Raw genomic sequence first — 16,289 nt, 5'->3', positions numbered from 1 at the left:
CGTGTGCAGGAACCGCCCCTCCGCAGAGGACTCGTCCCGCACGGTGAGCACGACGAGCCCCGTGGACAGCGGCGCGAGGATCCGCGCCCCGGGCCGGCACTGCCCGAGCCATCCCACCGGCACCGAACGCAGCGCACACGTCGCGATGATCCGGTCGAACGGGGCCCGCTCGGCACACCCCCGCGCCCCGTCCCCGGTGACCACGTACGGCCGGTACCCCGCGGCAGCGCAGTGCGCCCGCGCCGACTCGGTGATCTCCGGGTCGAGGTCGACGGTGGTGACGTGGTCGTCGCCGAGCCGGTGCGCGAGCAGCGCCGCGTTGTACCCGGTGCCCGCGCCGATCTCCAGGACCCGGTCCCCGTCCCGTACGTCCAGGTCCACCAGCATCTTCGCCATCAGCGACGGCTGGCTGCTGGACGAGACGAGTTCGCCGTCCCGCAGCCGGGTGGCCAGCGGCTGGTCGGCGTACGCGCCGCGCAGCCACCGCTCGCGCCGCTCGGGGTCGGGGTGTTCGCCCCACAGCCGCTCGTAGCCGCCGGGCACGCCCACGAAGTAGTACGGCACGAAGAGATGGCGCGGCACCGACTCGAACGCCTCCCGCCAGCGCGGATCGGTGTCCCAGGCGCCGCTCTCCTCGATCTCGCGCACGAGCGCCGCCCGCGCCCGTACGGCGAGTGACTCCAGTGCGTCGGTGTGCTCTGCGCCCATATGTCCACTGTGCTGCCGTGGACCGGAAACAGCGAGCCCCTTCCCGGGTCCTAAGCCCCGAGTCCTCCGCCACCCCGTCTGAGACCATGGACGGGTGACTGAGATCCCGCGCGACACGCTTCAGGAGCAGACGTTCTACGAGCAGGTGGGTGGCGAGGAGACCTTCCGCCGCCTCGTGCACCGCTTCTACGAGGGCGTCGCACAGGACCCGCTGCTGCGCCCGATGTACCCGGAGGAGGACCTGGGCCCCGCCGAGGAGCGGTTCGCGCTGTTCCTCATGCAGTACTGGGGCGGCCCGCGCACGTACAGCGACCACCGCGGCCACCCGCGGCTGCGGATGCGGCACGCCCCGTTCGCGGTGGACCGGGCGGCGCACGACGCGTGGCTGAAGCACATGCGGGTCGCGGTGGACGAGCTCGGGCTGTCCGACGAGCACGAGCGGACGCTGTGGAACTACCTGACGTACGCCGCCGCGTCGATGGTGAACACCGAGGGCTGACGCCGTCCGGGCACCGCTGAGCGAGCATCGCGGCCCGCTATCCGGTCCAGACCTCTTCCCCAATCCGGGTCCGCTCTGACAACATCCGGACAGACTTTCGGGGGCGGAAGGCTTGAAACGGGGATTCGGGGGCGGCGCGGGTGTGGGGTTTTGTCCTCCTACGGGTGCGGGCGCATCGTCTGCTGCTGACCGCGGCGGTGCTCGCGGTCCTGCTCACCACCTCGGTGCTGGCGATGCTCAGCGCGTTCTCCGGCGCGATCGGTGACGCCTCGCTGCGGCACGCACTGCGCACCCGGGACACGGCGACGACCGCGCTCGTGCTCCGCGCCGAGATTCCGGCGGAGGGGCGGAAAGCAGCCATCGCCGCGTTCGACAAGGGGGCGCGGCGGACCTTCGACGGGCTTCCGGTGCACCGCGAGTCCCTGGTCCAGTCCGGTCCCTACGGACTGCCGGGCGCGCCCCGCGGCGGCAAGCCCGACCTGACGAAGCTCGCGGCGGTCGAACCGTCCGAGGTGAAGGTCACGTCCGGCCGGCTGCCCCGCGCCCGCGAGGACTCCGTGATCGAGGCCGCGCTCCCGCAGGTCGCCGCCGAGCAGCTGAAGCTGGAGCCCGGCGACCGGCTCAGACTCACCGACCGGCTCAGCGGCCCGAAGGTCACCGTCGAGCTGACCGGCGTGTACCGCCCGGCCCGGCCGCAGGACCCGTACTGGACGCTCGACGAACTCGGCGGCCGCGGTGTGCAGAAGCTCGGCTACACGACGTACGGGCCGCTGATGACGGACCCGTCGGTGGTGCTCGACGGGCGGGTCAGCGGCGGTCCTTCGGCGCTGCTGGCCTCCGCGGACTTCTCGACGCTGACGACGGACCGGATCGACGCGCTGCGCGACGCGGCCCGCGCCGGCCCCCGCGCGCTGCTGCACGACAAGGCGCTCGCGGGCACGACCGCGGCGAGCACCAGCCTGCCGGACGTGCTCGACCGGGCCGAGCGGGCGCTCCTGGTGTCCCGCTCGACGCTGCTGATCGTGGCGCTGCAGCTGGTGCTGCTCGCCGGGTACACGCTGCTGCTCGTGGCCCGGCTGCTCAGTGTCGAACGGGCCGGTGAGACGGGCATGTTGCGGGCCCGCGGCGGTTCGCGCGCCCGGATCACCGGGCTCGCGGCGACGGAGGCGCTGCTGCTCGCGGTGCCCGCCGCGGTCTGCGCGCCGCTGCTCGCGGGGCCGCTGACCCGGCTCGTCGCCTCGCAGGGCGCGCTGTCCCGGATCGGGCTGCACCTGGAGGTGGGCGCCGGTTCGGCGTCGGTGTGGCTGGTGGCCGTGGCGGTCGCGGTGGGCTGTGCGCTGGCGGTGGCCGTGCCCGCGCTGACGGCGCAGGGTCCCGACAAGGGCCGGGCCCGGGCGCTGCCCGCGCCGGTGCGGGCCGGGGCCGACGTGGGTCTGCTGGTCGTCGCGGGCGTCGCGTACTGGCAGCTGGACCGGCAGACGTCCGGCTCGGGCGCCCTGAGCAGCGACCGGGACGGTGCGCTCGGCATCGATCCGCTGCTCGTCGTCGCCCCGGCCCTCGCGCTGCTCGCGGGCACCGTCCTCACGCTGCGGCTGCTGCCGCCGGTCGCCCGGCTCGCGGAGCGGCGCGCGGCGAGCGGGCGGGGACTGCCGGTGGCGCTCGCGGGCTGGCAGTTCAGCCGGCGGCCGATGCGCGGCGCGGGTCCCGTGCTGCTGCTCGTCCTGGCGGTCGCGATGGGCATGCTGGCGATCGGGCAGGGCGCGTCGTGGGACCGCTCGCAGGCGGACCAGGCCGACTTCCGCTCGGGTGCCCCGGTCCGGGTCCTGGCCACCGAACCCGGCATGGACCAGGCCGCCCGGTACGCGTCCGTGCCCGGCGTGCGGGACGCGGCACCCGGCTACCGCCTGTCGGTGCCGCTCAGCGGCGACCGGACGGGCACGCTCCTCGCGCTCGACACGGCGCACGTCAAGGACGGTCTGATGCTGCGCGACGACCTCACGGACGCGTCGCCGCGGCAGGTCGTCGACGCGGTGCGGCCGAAGTCCGGGACGGACCCGGGCATCCGGCTGCCCGAGCGCGCCGACCGCCTCCAGCTCTCGTTGCGCGCGACGAACCTGGACGGCAGGGGCAGCCGCGGCCCCGGCGAGACGACCTCCGTGTCGGTGACCCTCCAGGACCGCTACGGGCTCCCCTACCGCAAGCAGGTCGACGATCTGCCGCTGGACGGCCGGGTCCACCGGCTCGACCTGGACCTGGGCCCCGCGGCGGGGCCGCTGACGCTGACCGGGCTCGACTTCGAGACGACGCAGACCGTGGGACTCGGCGCCGAGCACCGGATCGCCCTCGAAGGCGCCCACGCCGTCGAACCGGGCGGTGCGCGGCGGACGTTGAGCATGGCGGGCCTGCGCTGGAACACGTCCCTGTTCGGCCGGGGCACGGTGGACTCGACCATGGAGGGCGCGCCCAGGTCGCCGGAGCTCGCCGGCTCCCCGACGGCCCACCGCGTGGCCATGGAGTACGCCACGGGGTACGTGCTGCCGGAGAACGCCTCCTACGGCGCCTCCCCCAGCGTCGTCGTCCACCTCGACGCCGCCCGCCCGCAGGTCACCGAGGTCGCCGCCGTGGCCACCGACCGCTATCTGAAGTCGGCGGGCACCCGCACCGGGCAGCGCGTCGACGTGAACGTGGGCGGTGCGACGGTGCGGCTGCGGATCGTGCGAAGCGTCCGGGCGCTGCCCACGACGGGCACCTCGGCGGCCGCGGCGAAGGAGGGCACCCGGGACGGCGGCGCGCTCCTGCTCGACCTGCGCGACCTGAACCGGGCCCTCACCGACGCCGCGTCCGACGACAACACCGACCCGCTCGCGCCGAACGAGTGGTGGCTGTCCACCGCGCCGGGCGGCGACGCGAAGGCGGCGACCGCGCTGCGGGCCCTGCCCGACCTGGATCCGTCGCAGGTCGTGGTGCGCTCGGAGATCGCCGAGGAGCTGCGCGACGACCCGCTGGGCGCCGGTCCGCAGTCGGCGCTCACCGCGGCGGCCCTGGCGGCGGCCGCGCTCGCGGCGGTCGGCTTCGCCGTGAACACGGCGGGCTCACTGCGCGAACGGGGCGCCGAGTTCGCCATCCTGGGCGCCCTCGGCACCTCGCGCCGCCGCCTGGCCCGGCTCGTCGCCGCCGAACAGGGCGTCCTGGTGGCGCTCACGCTCCTGGTGGGCACGGCGCTCGGCGCGATCCTGACGCGGGCCGTGGTGCCGCTGATCGTGCTGACCGGGGAGGCCACCCGTCCCGTGCCGGACGTCCTGGTCCGCCTCCCGCTGAACCAGGTGGTGCTGCTGCTCGCGGGCGTGGCACTCACCCCCGTACTGATCACCGCGGTCCTCGCGCTGCGCCGACCGCCGGACGCCACGGTCGCGCTGCGCACCAAGGGAGGCGAATAGCATGGCCGCCGCGCAGAAGGCCGTCGCGCCCTGGGTGCGCACGAGGCTGCGGACGGCGCCGGGCGCGGCCGTCGCGCTGGCCCTGCTCGTCCTGCTCACGTCGTGTCTGGCCGCGGCGTTCCCGCGGGCCGTCGACCGCTACCAGGACGAGGGACTGCGGCACGCCGTCGCCGAGGAGGCGGCCGGCCGGATGGTGCTGAACGTCACGACGACCGACCCGGGCATCGAACTGCCGCCGGAACAGCGGGAGCAGCAGCTCCGCGAGGCATTCACCCGCAGCGCGGAGAAGAAGATCGCAGGATCGCTGAAGGCGCCGTTCGCGGCGGACCCGCGCGAGTCGTCGTACGGGGTGCGCACCCCGGAGTCGATGGCCGCCACGGACGACTTCCTGCCCCAGCCGTACGGGCTGCCCGCCGAGTTCACCATGACCGCGCAGGGCGGGCTCGCCGCGCACGCGAAGGTCACCTCGGGCCGGCTGCCGGGCGCCGACGCCACGGCGACCCGCATCGAGGCCGCCGTCACCGAGGAGACAGCGCGGCGCCTGCACATCAAGGCCGGTTCGGTCCTGCACATCCCGAACGCCGAGGCGAAGACCACCTCAGTACGGATCACGGGGGTCGTCGCCCCGCGCAACCCGTCGGGCGCCTACTGGTCGGCGGCGCCCCAGCTGCGCACCGCACAGCTGCGCAGCACCGACACGGTCCCGCCCGAGCGGTACTGGGTGGGCGCCCTGCTGCTGCACCCGGACGCCGGTCCGGTGCTCACGACCACCACCGGCGGCGTCGAGCAGTACTGGCAGCTGGCCCCGGCCACCTCCGCGCTCACCGCCAGTGAACTGCCCGCCCTGAAGGAAGCGTTGGCGTACACGACGAGCGGCCCCGGGCTGCTCTCCGTGCGGGTGGCGACGGGCAGCCCCACCACCGACGTCAGCACCGGTCTCGCCGATGTCGTCCGCCGGTACGAGGAGCTGAGCGCCGGCATCACGCCGGTGGTGTCGGTCGCCGCGTACGGCACCGGCACGGTCGCCTGCATCGTGCTGCTGATGGCGGGCGGTCTGGGCGCGGACCGGCGGCGGTCCGAGCTCGCCCTGCTACGGGCCCGCGGCGGCTCGCTGCGCGGCATCGGCGGCCGGCTGCTCGCGGAGACGGCGGTGGTCGCGGTGCCCGCGGGCGCGGTCGGCTGCGCGCTCGGCCTGCTGGCCGTGCCGCACGGCCGCTGGACCCGGGCCGCGCTGGCGGCGGCCGCGGTGGTCGTCGTGGCCTGCGCGGCACTGCCGGTGCGCGCGATGCTCGCGCACCGCAGCACCGGGCTGAACGTCGCCCGCGACGACGTGGCCACGGCCCGCCCGTCGGCCCGCCGCACCGTCGCCGAACTCACCGTCCTGGTGCTGGCCGTCGGTGCGATCGTGGCGCTGCGCCGCCGGGGCGCGACGGACGGCGGCGACAGTCTCGTCTCGCTCGCCCCGGTGCTGGTCGGGGTGGTCGCGGCGTTCGTGCTGGTCCGGATCTATCCGCTGCCGCTGCGCCGCCTCGTCGGGCCCGCCGGGCGGCTGCGCGGTGCGGTCGGCCATCTGTCGCTGGCCCGCGCGGCCCGGGCCAGGGCGAGCGCGGGCACCGCGGTGCTGCCGCTGCTCGCCCTGCTCACGGCGCTGACCACGGCGGCGTTCGGCGGCAGCGTGCTGGCCGGGATCGACGGGGCCAGGGACCGGGCGGCGCTCCTGGCGACCGGCGCGGACGCCCGGGTCGACGCCGGCGGGCCGCTGTCCGCCAGGACGGTCTCCCGGGTCCGTGCGACGCGGGGCGTCGACGAGGTCACCACGGTCTCGGTCCGCTACGACGCGGAGATCCTCGACAGCACGCGCCGCGTCCCGCTCGCGGCGGTCGCCCCGGACGCGTACGCGCGGCTGGCCCGGCACACCGGCCTCGGCGGTTTCGGGGCACGGGAGTTGAAGCCGTCGGGCGGCACCACGCTGCCGGCCCTGGTCTCCCCCTCCATGGCAGCTCTCTTCGACCGCGGGCGGCTCACCCTGTGGATGAACGGCGAGGAGGTCCCCCTGCGCATCGCCGCCGTCCGCGACACGACGCCGGCGCTCCCCGACGACTTCCTGGTGGTCGACGCGACCGCGCTCGCGCACGCCACCGGCGTCCCGTCCCGCACCACCGCGCTGCTGCTGACCGGCTCCTCCGTCGACGCGCCCGCGCTGCGCAAGGCGGCGGGGACGGGCACGACGGTACGGGTGCGCGCCGTGGAGCGTGCCCACTACGTCGACTCGCCCCTGCAGACCGGGGCCACCGGCATCTACGTCGCGGCGGTCGCCGCGGGCGCGGGACTCGCCGCCCTCGCGCTGCTCCTGGCGCTGGCGCGGGCCACGCCCGAGCGCCTCGCGCTCCTGGCCCGGCTGCGCACGATGGGCCTCACCCGCCCGCAGGCCCGCCGCCTGCTGATCCTGGAGGCGCTCCCCCAGTCGCTGCTCGCGGCGGCGGGCGGCGCCCTCACCGGCTGGGCGGCGGTCCGGCTGCTGGCCCCGGGCCTGGACCTGACGAGCCTGGCGCTCGGCGAGGCGACGAGCGCCTCAGCGGGCCGCCTGCACACGGACGCGCTGTCCCTCCTGGTCCCGGCGGCGTGCGTCCTGCTGCTGACCGTGGGCGTGGCGGCGCTCCAGGCGTGGTGGTCAGGACGCCGGGGCTCCGTACGGGAGTTGAGAGCGGGCGAGGGCGCGTGAGCGTGACAGCACAGGGCTCGGCGCCGGCAACTGCGCGACCGGCCCCCACCGACGGTCAGCCGAACACGAACCAGAAGCGGGAGACCGAAACGCGATGACGACCGAGGAAACGACGGGCACCCCCACCCTCGCCGAACTCGAACGACGCGCCTCCGCCCACCGGGACCGCCCGGCCTACGGCCACGACGCGCTGATCACCTGCGACCGGCTGGTCCGCATCTTCACCACGGACGGCGTGGAGGTCCAGGCCCTCCAGGGCCTCGACCTCCTCGTACGGGAAGGGGAGTTGATGGCGCTGGTCGGCGCGTCGGGCAGCGGCAAGTCGACGCTCATGAACATCCTCGCGGGCCTCGACGAACCCACCGCGGGCGCCGCCAAGGTCGCCGACCACGATCTGCTCACGATGACCGCGAAGGACCGTCTGCGCTACCGCCGCGAGACCGTCGGCTTCGTCTGGCAGCAGACGGCCCGCAACCTCCTGCCGTATCTGACGGCGGCTCAGAACGTGTCCCTGCCGATGCAGTTGCGCGGCCGGACGCGCCGCGCGAAGAAGTCGGAGCGGGCCACCGAGCTCCTCGACCTGCTGGGCGTGGCCGACTGCCGCGACCGCCGCCCGCAGCAGATGTCCGGCGGCCAGCAGCAGCGCGTGGCGATCGCCGTGGCCCTCGCCAACGAGCCGAAGGTGCTGCTCGCCGACGAACCCACCGGCGAACTCGACTCGCACACCGGCGAGCAGATCTTCGCCGCGTTCCGCACGGCGAACGAGGAGCTCGGCACGACGGTCGTCATCGTCACGCACGACCAGACGGTGGCGAGCGAGGTGCGCCGCACGGTCGCCATCCGCGACGGCCGTACGTCGACGGAGGTGCTGCGCCGCACGCACGTCGACGCGGCGACGGGTCAGGAGTCCCTGGTCTCGCGCGAGTACGCGATGCTGGACCGGGCGGGACGCCTCCAACTCCCCACGGAGTACACGGAGTCGCTGGGCATGCGCGACCGCGTCATGCTGGAGCTGGAGGAGGACCACATCCAGATCTGGCCGGACGACCAGGAGCGCTGAGGGCCTTCGCCCGCCGGTGGGCGGCCGTCAGGCGGGGCCGACGAACAGGCCGCCGAGGCCCGAGCCGGTCCGCCGCATGGCCACGGACCCGTACGCGGTGCGCAGCCGCACCCACGCGCCGGAGGTCAGCAGATCGGCCGACGTGCCCCGCAGGAAGCCGAGCGACACCGCGGCGTGGGCGACCCGTACCGGTACGGCGCTGCCCGCGATCTGGCGCGACCAGATCTCCCGGCCGATGTGATCGAGCTCGGCCCGCGTCCGCGCCTCGGGCGCCAACTCCTCGACCCGCGCCCGGAACTCGGCGACGGCGGCCTTCACGAGCCCGTGCAGCGCGGCGGCGTCCGGGAACCCGTCGAGCCGCTCCCAGCCGCCCCGGGGCGGCAGCACCCCGGCCCACGGCGGCCCGGTGACGGCCGGCGGGATCACGGCGCTCGACGAGCCCCCGTCCGCGTCGACCGACTCCAGCAGCTGCCCGGCGGACACGGTCACGTCGAGGGAGTCGTCGATCCCGTTCTCGTACGGCTTGAGCAGGCGTGCCGTACGGATGGCGAGCACCTCGAACGACGGCGGCCGCCCGAACACCGCGAGCGCCTGCCCACCGGCCTGCGCCTGCAGCCGGACGGCGGCCGCCTTGTCGTAGTGCAGCAGCCGGCCCAGGAAGGCGGCGAGGTCCGCCGCCTCCCCGGGGTCGGCGAAGTACAGCACGGGCGCGCTCATGCGGCGAGCGCCCCCGAAGGGCTGCCGTCGTCCCGGTACTCCTCCAGGAAGGCGCGCTCCTCGGCGGTGATCCGCCGCGGCCGCTGCGCCTCGAAGTCGAACGGCACGATCACGGTCGAGGCCTGCACGTAGACCTCGTCCGCGTCCTTCACCTCATAGCTGAGCGTGAACGAAGCGGCCCGTATCTCGGTCACCCACAGCTCGATGGCCACCGGCGCGTGCCGGTGGACCAACTGCCGCTTGTAGTCGATCTCATGGCGCGCCACGACAGACCCCTGCTGGAAGTCCTTGTCCGGGCGGAACAGGAAGTCGATCCGCGCTTCCTCCAGGTATCGGAGGAAGACCACGTTGTTCACGTGGCCGTACGCGTCCATGTCCGCCCAGCGCAGGGGGCAGGCGTATACGTGGCGTGCCATCAGCCGCGGGTCAGCTTCTTGTAGGTGGCCCGGTGCGGACGGGCCGCGTCGGCGCCGAGCCGCTCGACCTTGTTCTTCTCGTACGACTCGAAGTTGCCCTCGAACCAGAACCACTTGGAGTCACCCTCGTACGCGAGGATGTGCGTGGCGACCCGGTCCAGGAACCAGCGGTCGTGGGAGACGACGACGGCGCAGCCCGGGAACTCGAGAAGCGCGTTCTCGAGGCTGCTCAGGGTCTCGACATCGAGGTCGTTCGTCGGCTCGTCGAGGAGCAGCAGGTTGCCGCCCTGCTTGAGGGTGAGCGCGAGGTTGAGGCGGTTGCGCTCACCGCCGGAGAGCACGCCGGCCGGCTTCTGCTGGTCGGGGCCCTTGAAACCGAAGGCGGACACGTACGCACGGCTGGGCATCTCGACCTGGCCGACGTTGATGTAGTCGAGCTCGTCGCTCACCACGGCCCAAAGGGTCTTCTTCGGGTCGATGTTGGCGCGGTTCTGGTCGACGTAGGAGATCTTGACGGTGTCGCCGACCTTGATGCTGCCGGAGTCCGCCTCCTCCAGGCCCTGGATCATCTTGAAGAGCGTGGTCTTGCCGGCGCCGTTCGGACCGATGATGCCGACGATGCCGTTGCGCGGCAGCGTGAAGCTCAGGTCGTCGATCAGGACCTTCTCGCCGAAGGCCTTGCTGAGGTGCTCGACCTCGACGACGATGCTGCCCAGGCGCGGGCCCGGCGGGATCTGGATCTCCTCGAAGTCCAGCTTCCGCATCTTGTCGGCCTCGGCGGCCATCTCCTCGTAACGAGCAAGACGGGCCTTGGACTTGGCCTGACGCCCCTTGGCGTTGGACCGCACCCACTCCAGCTCTTCCTTGAGCCGCTTCTGCCGCTTCTCGTCCTTCTTGCCCTCGACCTTGAGCCGCTCGGACTTCTTGGTGAGGTAGGTCGAGTAGTTGCCCTCGTAGGGGATGGCGCGGCCGCGGTCGAGCTCCAGGATCCACTCCGCGACGTTGTCGAGGAAGTAGCGGTCGTGGGTGACGGCCACGACGGCGCCCTTGTACTGGGCGAGGTGCTGCTCCAGCCAGTTCACGGACTCGGCGTCGAGGTGGTTGGTGGGCTCGTCGAGGAGCAGCAGGTCGGGCGCCTCGATGAGGAGCTTGCAGAGCGCGACGCGGCGCTTCTCACCACCGGAGAGGTTCGTGACGGGCCAGTCGCCGGGCGGGCAGCCCAGGGCGTCCATGGCCTGCTCCAGCTGACCGTCGAGGTCCCACGCGTCGGCGTGGTCGAGGTCCTCCTGGAGCTTGCCCATCTCCTCCATGAGCTCGTCCGAGTAGTCGGTGGCCATGAGCTCGGCGACCTCGTTGAAGCGCTTGAGCTTGCCCATGATCTCGGCCGCGCCGTCCTGGACGTTCTCCAGCACGGTCTTGGCGTCGTCGAGCTTCGGCTCCTGCATGAGGATGCCGACGCTGAAGCCGGGCGACAGGTAGGCGTCGCCGTTCGACGGCTGCTCCAGGCCCGCCATGATCTTCAGGACGGTCGACTTACCGGCACCGTTCGGACCGACGACGCCGATCTTCGCTCCCGGCAGGAAGTTCAGGGTGACGTCATCGAGGATCACCTTGTCGCCGTGCGCCTTGCGCGTCTTGCGCATGGTGTAGATGAACTCAGCCAAGAGAAACCGTCCGGCAGTCGAAGTGTGGGACCCGCGTTCCGCGGCTCCACCGCGTGAGGGCAGATACACCCCATCTTGCCGCATCGCTAGTGCTGGGCGGAAACCCGTATCGAAGGGTGGCCCTGAGCTGGGGGTTCGACGTGGACGGACGTAGCGGGACGGTCACTGTCGGTCGCTGTTTGTCGGCCTCGGGTGACGTCGCACGGCCCGGGCGGGGCCCGGAGGGCGCGGCTGCGGCGCGGGGCGGACGTAGTACAGCCGCAGGATGTACGCGCTCTCTCACCGGCACTGTTCCGCGCATTGATGCCCCCCGCCGGAATGGCTAAATTCCCTGGTGAGTCACAGCGCGGAAATCGCGGGGGGAACAATGAGCGACGAACCGACTCGCGGGCTGGACGGGGAGCATGGTACCCCTGGGCAGAGTGGGGAAAATTCCACGGGAAACGACAGGCCCGAACCCGCAAGGGGGCGACGGACCGAAATTCTCGTCGGAATCATGGTGGGGGTGGCGCTGCTCGTCGTCGGCATTCCCGTGGCACTTGTCAGTGGGGTCCTCCAGAACAAGGTCAGTCAACAGGATCCAAAATTCCATGCACGCTACGAATTGGATTCCTATAGCGACTACGATGCGGTCATCCTCCCCGTCGGGACAGAAAGAGCAGCCCTGCCGAGGGCTACCGACTGCGCGAGCCAGCGACGATGGGCGCACACCCACGGCGGAATCGACTTCGTGACGTCCCGGATCGAGATCGAGGCCACCGGGGCCAAGGACCGAACGGTAGCCATCAAGAACATTCGCGCCGTCAAGGTGGGCCAACCGAAGAAGCCGCGGCCGAGCGGGACGGTTCTGTTGTGCCAAACAGAAGGAAGCGCAGCGAAGATAGACATCGGAATAAAGATGGACACCTCCCCTTCCCTGCCACTGAAAGGGACAGAGGAGGGGATGATCTCTCGGCAGCCGTTCTTCGGGCGCACTTACATCTATCTCGAACCACAGAAGCCAGAGATCTTCAATCTCACGACTACGGCCTTGGCGGGCGGATACGACTACGTCATAAGGATCGACGGAACCGTTGACGGCGAGTCGCACACGTGGACACTGAGGGACAACGGGAAGCCGTTCCATATATCAGGACGCGCTCTCGTCGGATGGTACGCGACCTACTTCCCCGCTCCTGGCGATGACCGAATCAAGTACACCCGCGTCCAAGCCTATGCGAACGGATTCACCGGCCCTGAGCCCACACGTCAAATGGATCGCCTCGGATGGAATCCCTCCGCCGCGCTGGGGACCCCGATCGGGCGCGCCACCTCATATGTGCCGGACATGACCGCAGATGGCCACGATCCGCTTGATGTGGCGATGGCATGGGCCTCCCTGGCGCACACATATGACACGAGGTACGACACCACTCCTGCGGATGCGAAACAGCGGGCACAGCGGTTCGTGGCGCACGGCAGCCTGGGCAGGATGGCGGCGCTCAGGGAGCCCGAATCGGGAAAGTGGTGGCCGCTATGGTCCGAGCGTCAAGCCTGGACCATAGCCTGGCTGGATACCGAGAAGGAACCACGGATAGCCACGGGTGGCAGGTCTGCGCACGTAGAACTCGACCTTCTTGTCAGCTCCCTGAGCCATCGAGGGGCCGTTCCGGGCAATGGCGGTCCGTACACGCGAATCAGCGTCACTTTGAGCCGGGACGGCAGTGCTGAATGGCGCGTGTCGGGCGCTGTCTATCTCCCGATGTAGGGGGAAGGAACGGAGGCGGCAACCGAAAGCGGTAGTTGCTGTCGGACCTCCTGGACCGACACGTGGCGCAATCTCTGGCGATGTCGAACCAGTCGGTGAACGCGGGCGTGCGGCTCGCTCGGGTGTTGGCGCACTGCGGCGGGAGCCCGGTCGGTGCTGTGGAGGTTCTGGTCGGGGCGATCGCCGCGACGCCCGCCGAGCCGGAGACCTATGCCTCGCTCGCCGAGTTGTGGCAGGAGCGGCGGGCCGAGGTCGAGGGGCCGCTCAAGCGGGACGGTTCGTTGCGCTCCGTGCCGGCGCAGGCCTACTTCCTGTTCTCGACGAGGACATGGGCGACGCCGCGATGGCCCTCGGGCCGGTGACGGGGGCGCGGCCCGACGTGGCGTGGGGTGCGGCGCCGTGGTTCGGCGATGCGCGCTTCCTGGGTGCGGTGAGTGCCGAGGCGCTGGCGGAGGCGTGTCTGCGGGTCCTGGACCACGGGCACGACCTGGACGGCGACGCCATGCGTGAGCGGTTCGCGCCGTGGTTCCACGCGCTCGACGTGGTGTCCGGGCGCAGCCCCGTGCCGGAGGCGCTGGCCGCCATGGCCCGGCTGCCCCGTGCCTGCGGCCGCTACGACCTGGCCTTCGCCCTGTGCGATCGCGCCGACGCCGCCGGCCGGGTCATGTGGACCGCCGTCGCCCGGGCGGCCACCTGGCGGGTGATGGGCGATCCGGGGCAGGCCGCGGCGGCGTACGAGGGCGCCCTGGACCTGGACCCCACCAACTGGTCGCTCCACCTGGACCTCGCCGACGTGCGCGCCGAGCAGGGCGACTTCGCCGAGGCCGTGCGGCGCGTCGAGCGGGGCCTGGAGCAGCAGCCCGGGGACGTCACGCTGCGCGCGGTGAGGGCCGCCTTCCGTACGCGTCTGGCCGGGTCGGCCGACGGCCTGCGCGCCCTGATCGACCTGGCCCCGGCACTCGCGAACACCGCCTACCGGGACCAGCTGATCGACTACGCGTGCGCGGGCCCGAGCCTCCCCCCGGACCTGGTGGCCCGGGCCCGCCGGTCCGGCGGGCACTGAGCACGGCGCTCCGGCGCGCGCGACGTCACTCGCCGTCGCTCGACGACGCCTTCTTCTTGCGGCCGAGGACGACCGACACACCGCCCACCAGGACGAGCACGATGGCGATGCCGGCGATCACCGGCGTCGCGTTCGAGCTGCCTGTCTCCGCCAGGTCCGTGCCCGCCGTGCCGGTGCCGCCGACGGACGCGGGGCTGGGCTGCGTGGTGGTCTGGGTGGTGAGGCCGTCGTCGGCGGCGGTGGCCGCGGACGCCGTCTTGCAGTCGAGGACGCCGCGCAGGCGCTTCTCGAACCCGTTCGGACCCTTGATCGTGAAGTCGTAGGCCTGGTCCTCCTGGAGCGGGATCGTCACCGTCCGGGAGGACTCGGCCGGGATGGTGTGCCGGGTGCCCATGAGCCGGAAGCTGAACGGCTCGTCGCCCTTGTTCGTCGCCGTGATGTCGACGCCGCCCGCGGCGCAGTTCTTGCGCGCGTACAGCGCGGGCACGGCGCCTTCCTTCGCCCAGGTCGCCGTCGCGGTCGCGGAGACCGTGGACTCGCTGGAGCCCGCGAGGACCTGGGTCTGGCTGCGCGTGTCGGAGGCGAAGGCACGGCCGACCGGCACCGTGGTCGAGCCCTGCACGGTCAGCGCGGCCGAGCCGGACGCGGCGTCCGCGGGGACGTCGAAGTAGATCCGGCTGCCGTCGGTCGCCGAGGTGACGGGCGTACCGTCCTTGTCGACGACCTTCACCCCGCCCGCGGCGGCCTCGGCGGGCGGCGTCACGGTGAGGCTCTCGGCGTTCGTGTGGACGGTGACCGGGCCGAGCCGCTCGCCCGGGTGCCCGGACACGGCCTGCGGCGACAGGGTCAGCGACGCCTGCGGCTCGGTCAGCGAACGGGCGCTCTTGTGCAGGTAGTCGGCGAGCTTCTCGGCCGCGGGGCTGACCGCGTCGACGTCGGCCTGGTCGGAGTAGCGCCAGATGGCGACCTGGGTGCCGGCCGCGGCGTCCTGCTCGGTGAGGCTTCCGGTGCGGGCCTTGCGGGCGAGCGCCGCCAGATCGTTGACCTGGGGGTAGGAGTTCTGCAGGATCCAACGGATCTTGCCCGCCGCCGGGTTGCCGCCCAGCGACGTGCCGCTCCAGGGCGTCTCCTGGTACTTGGCCTCCGTCTGCGTCGGGTTGTGCAGGTCGATGCAGTACGTCTGCAGCGTCCCGCCACCGTCGACGGTCATCCGGAAGAGGCCCGCGGAGACCTTCTCGTCCTGACCGTCCCGGTGGACGACCGCCTCGCCGTAGGTCTCCAGGCCGCTGATGGTGGCGCTCGCGCCGCCCTGCTCCCTGACCCCGTCGTCCGCGACGGCCGCACCCGCGCCGGATATCGCCCCGGTGGCGACGAGCCCCGACGCCAGGGCCGCCGCGGCCAGACGAGCGGTGACTCGTCCGCGCCGGCCGGCCCGTGAGAACACAGAAAACACGTAATTCCCTTCAGGCAGGACGTGTGACACATGGGGGGTGAGTGTCCCGCCGACAGAAGCAATGCCGGCCGGAGCGCCAACGAGGGCGATTCAGCCGACCCTTGAGCCTCTTCGAACCCCTTCGAGCCCACAGAGCCACGCCCGGCATCCTAGGGAAGCGACCTATCGCGATGCCCGGAGCTGTCTTCCGGCAACCGATCCGACTCGTAATCGTTATCGCCAACATCGCCCCCGAGCTGGGCATATCGACAAATCACCGGTACGCAATCGCCGAAATGCCGCACTTCGGTCAGCCATGCCAGCCAGGTCACTCACGCCACTCAGGCAGTCCGGGTCAGCCGACCGGCTCCGGTTCGATCTCGAAGGACGGCTCGGGCGGCTGCTGCGCCCCCTGAGCGGCCCTCGCCTCCCCGGGCGGATCGGACGCGTCGGACGGTACGGCGCTCCCCGACCGGGTCAGCGTCACCCGCCGGAACGCGGAGGTGCCGCGCGACAGGTCGTGGCCGATCGCGACCGCCTCGATGTCGGCGGACGTCCAGTGCTGCCCGCCCCGCTCCTCGTCCCGCACCTTCAACTTGCCCTGCACCACCACCGGTTCGCCGAGCGAGAGCGAGCTCTGCACGTTCGATCCGAGCGCCCGCCAGGCCCACACCGTGAAGAAGTTCGTGTGGCCGTCCACCCACACGTTCTGCACCCGGTCGAAGCGGCGGGCGTGCGCCGCGAGCCGGAACCGGGCGACCGGCCCCGTCGGCAACTCCCGGAAGACCGGGGTCGTCGCCACGTTCCCCACCACGGTCACCATC

The 16,289-nt window shown here is 72.3% G+C and carries 13 protein-coding genes; 7 read left to right on the top strand and 6 right to left on the bottom strand.

Features of this window, described 5'->3' with window-relative positions; translation table 11 throughout:
- Positions 1-708, bottom strand: a 708-nt coding sequence (locus tag M4J07_RS39785; protein WP_255980594.1) for a methyltransferase domain-containing protein, incomplete at its 3' end; no start/stop codon positions are given.
- A 94-nt stretch (positions 709-802) separates the two neighbouring features.
- On the opposite strand from M4J07_RS39785, the gene M4J07_RS39780 reads away from it, so the two are divergent.
- The 4 genes from M4J07_RS39780 to M4J07_RS39765 all read left to right on the top strand — a co-directional run bounded on the left by M4J07_RS39780 (position 803) and on the right by M4J07_RS39765 (position 8,426).
- A complete protein-coding gene (locus tag M4J07_RS39780; RefSeq protein ID WP_255980592.1) occupies positions 803-1,207 on the top strand; it encodes a globin in 405 nt (134 codons plus the stop codon).
- 164 nt (positions 1,208-1,371) lie between these two features.
- Positions 1,372-4,644, top strand: a complete 3,273-nt coding sequence (locus M4J07_RS39775) for an FtsX-like permease family protein (protein ID WP_445276311.1) — start codon at positions 1,372-1,374, stop codon at positions 4,642-4,644.
- Position 4,645: 1 nt separating this feature from the next.
- Complete coding sequence (locus tag M4J07_RS39770) at positions 4,646-7,366, top strand: ABC transporter permease (protein ID WP_255980588.1); 2,721 nt, start codon at positions 4,646-4,648, stop codon at positions 7,364-7,366.
- Between the two features lie 94 nt (positions 7,367-7,460).
- Positions 7,461-8,426, top strand: a complete 966-nt coding sequence (locus tag M4J07_RS39765; RefSeq protein WP_255980586.1) for an ABC transporter ATP-binding protein — start codon at positions 7,461-7,463, stop codon at positions 8,424-8,426.
- A gap of 27 nt (positions 8,427-8,453) precedes the next feature.
- Here the strand turns inward: M4J07_RS39765 and M4J07_RS39760 are convergent, their stop codons facing one another.
- Genes M4J07_RS39760 through ettA form a run of 3 tightly spaced genes read right to left on the bottom strand, consistent with a single transcriptional unit; the run spans position 8,454 to position 11,223 of the window.
- Entirely contained in the window at positions 8,454-9,143 is a 690-nt protein-coding gene (locus tag M4J07_RS39760; protein ID WP_255980584.1) for a hypothetical protein, read from the bottom strand.
- The gene (locus tag M4J07_RS39755) at positions 9,140-9,559 is read right to left on the bottom strand and encodes an acyl-CoA thioesterase (RefSeq protein WP_255980582.1); all 420 of its coding nucleotides are present in this window, start codon (positions 9,557-9,559) and stop codon (positions 9,140-9,142) included. The genes M4J07_RS39760 and M4J07_RS39755 overlap by 4 nt, the downstream gene beginning before the upstream one ends.
- Complete coding sequence (ettA, locus tag M4J07_RS39750; RefSeq protein WP_255980580.1) at positions 9,559-11,223, bottom strand: energy-dependent translational throttle protein EttA; 1,665 nt, start codon at positions 11,221-11,223, stop codon at positions 9,559-9,561. Before ettA ends, M4J07_RS39755 begins: the two co-directional genes overlap by 1 nt.
- A gap of 505 nt (positions 11,224-11,728) precedes the next feature.
- On the opposite strand from ettA, the gene M4J07_RS39745 reads away from it, so the two are divergent.
- The 3 genes from M4J07_RS39745 to M4J07_RS39740 all read left to right on the top strand — a co-directional run bounded on the left by M4J07_RS39745 (position 11,729) and on the right by M4J07_RS39740 (position 14,033).
- On the top strand, positions 11,729-12,970 hold the full coding sequence (locus M4J07_RS39745) for a hypothetical protein (protein ID WP_255980578.1): 1,242 nt from the start codon (positions 11,729-11,731) through the stop codon (positions 12,968-12,970).
- Between the two features lie 62 nt (positions 12,971-13,032).
- A complete protein-coding gene (locus M4J07_RS48345; protein ID WP_308284813.1) occupies positions 13,033-13,332 on the top strand; it encodes a hypothetical protein in 300 nt (99 codons plus the stop codon).
- Positions 13,299-14,033 (top strand): tetratricopeptide repeat protein, encoded by a 735-nt coding sequence (locus M4J07_RS39740; protein WP_308284812.1) that lies wholly within the window; start codon positions 13,299-13,301, stop codon positions 14,031-14,033. Before M4J07_RS48345 ends, M4J07_RS39740 begins: the two co-directional genes overlap by 34 nt.
- A gap of 25 nt (positions 14,034-14,058) precedes the next feature.
- Here the strand turns inward: M4J07_RS39740 and M4J07_RS39735 are convergent, their stop codons facing one another.
- Together M4J07_RS39735 and M4J07_RS39730 are read right to left on the bottom strand one after the other, a co-directional pair.
- Entirely contained in the window at positions 14,059-15,486 is a 1,428-nt protein-coding gene (locus tag M4J07_RS39735) for a Cys-Gln thioester bond-forming surface protein (protein WP_374215172.1), read from the bottom strand.
- A 334-nt stretch (positions 15,487-15,820) separates the two neighbouring features.
- Entirely contained in the window at positions 15,821-16,288 is a 468-nt protein-coding gene (locus M4J07_RS39730; RefSeq protein ID WP_255980576.1) for a single-stranded DNA-binding protein, read from the bottom strand.
- Position 16,289: the final 1 nt, after the last annotated feature.

The sequence above is a fragment of the Streptomyces longispororuber genome (assembly GCF_024448165.1).
Lineage (GTDB): Bacteria > Actinomycetota > Actinomycetes > Streptomycetales > Streptomycetaceae > Streptomyces > Streptomyces longispororuber_A.
The sequence above is the reverse complement of the archived record's forward strand: the minus strand, read 5'-3'. Positions and strand labels throughout refer to the sequence as shown.

Coding starts and splice junctions, on each gene's coding strand:
- M4J07_RS39770 (WP_255980588.1), top strand. CDS start 4,646: ATGGCCGCCGCGCAGAAGGCCGTCGCGCCCTGGGTGCGCACGAGGCTG.
- M4J07_RS39765 (WP_255980586.1), top strand. CDS start 7,461: ATGACGACCGAGGAAACGACGGGCACCCCCACCCTCGCCGAACTCGAA.
- M4J07_RS39760 (WP_255980584.1), bottom strand. CDS start 9,143: ATGAGCGCGCCCGTGCTGTACTTCGCCGACCCCGGGGAGGCGGCGGAC.
- M4J07_RS39755 (WP_255980582.1), bottom strand. CDS start 9,559: ATGGCACGCCACGTATACGCCTGCCCCCTGCGCTGGGCGGACATGGAC.
- M4J07_RS39740 (WP_308284812.1), top strand. CDS start 13,299: ATGGGCGACGCCGCGATGGCCCTCGGGCCGGTGACGGGGGCGCGGCCC.
- M4J07_RS39730 (WP_255980576.1), bottom strand. CDS start 16,288: ATGGTGACCGTGGTGGGGAACGTGGCGACGACCCCGGTCTTCCGGGAG.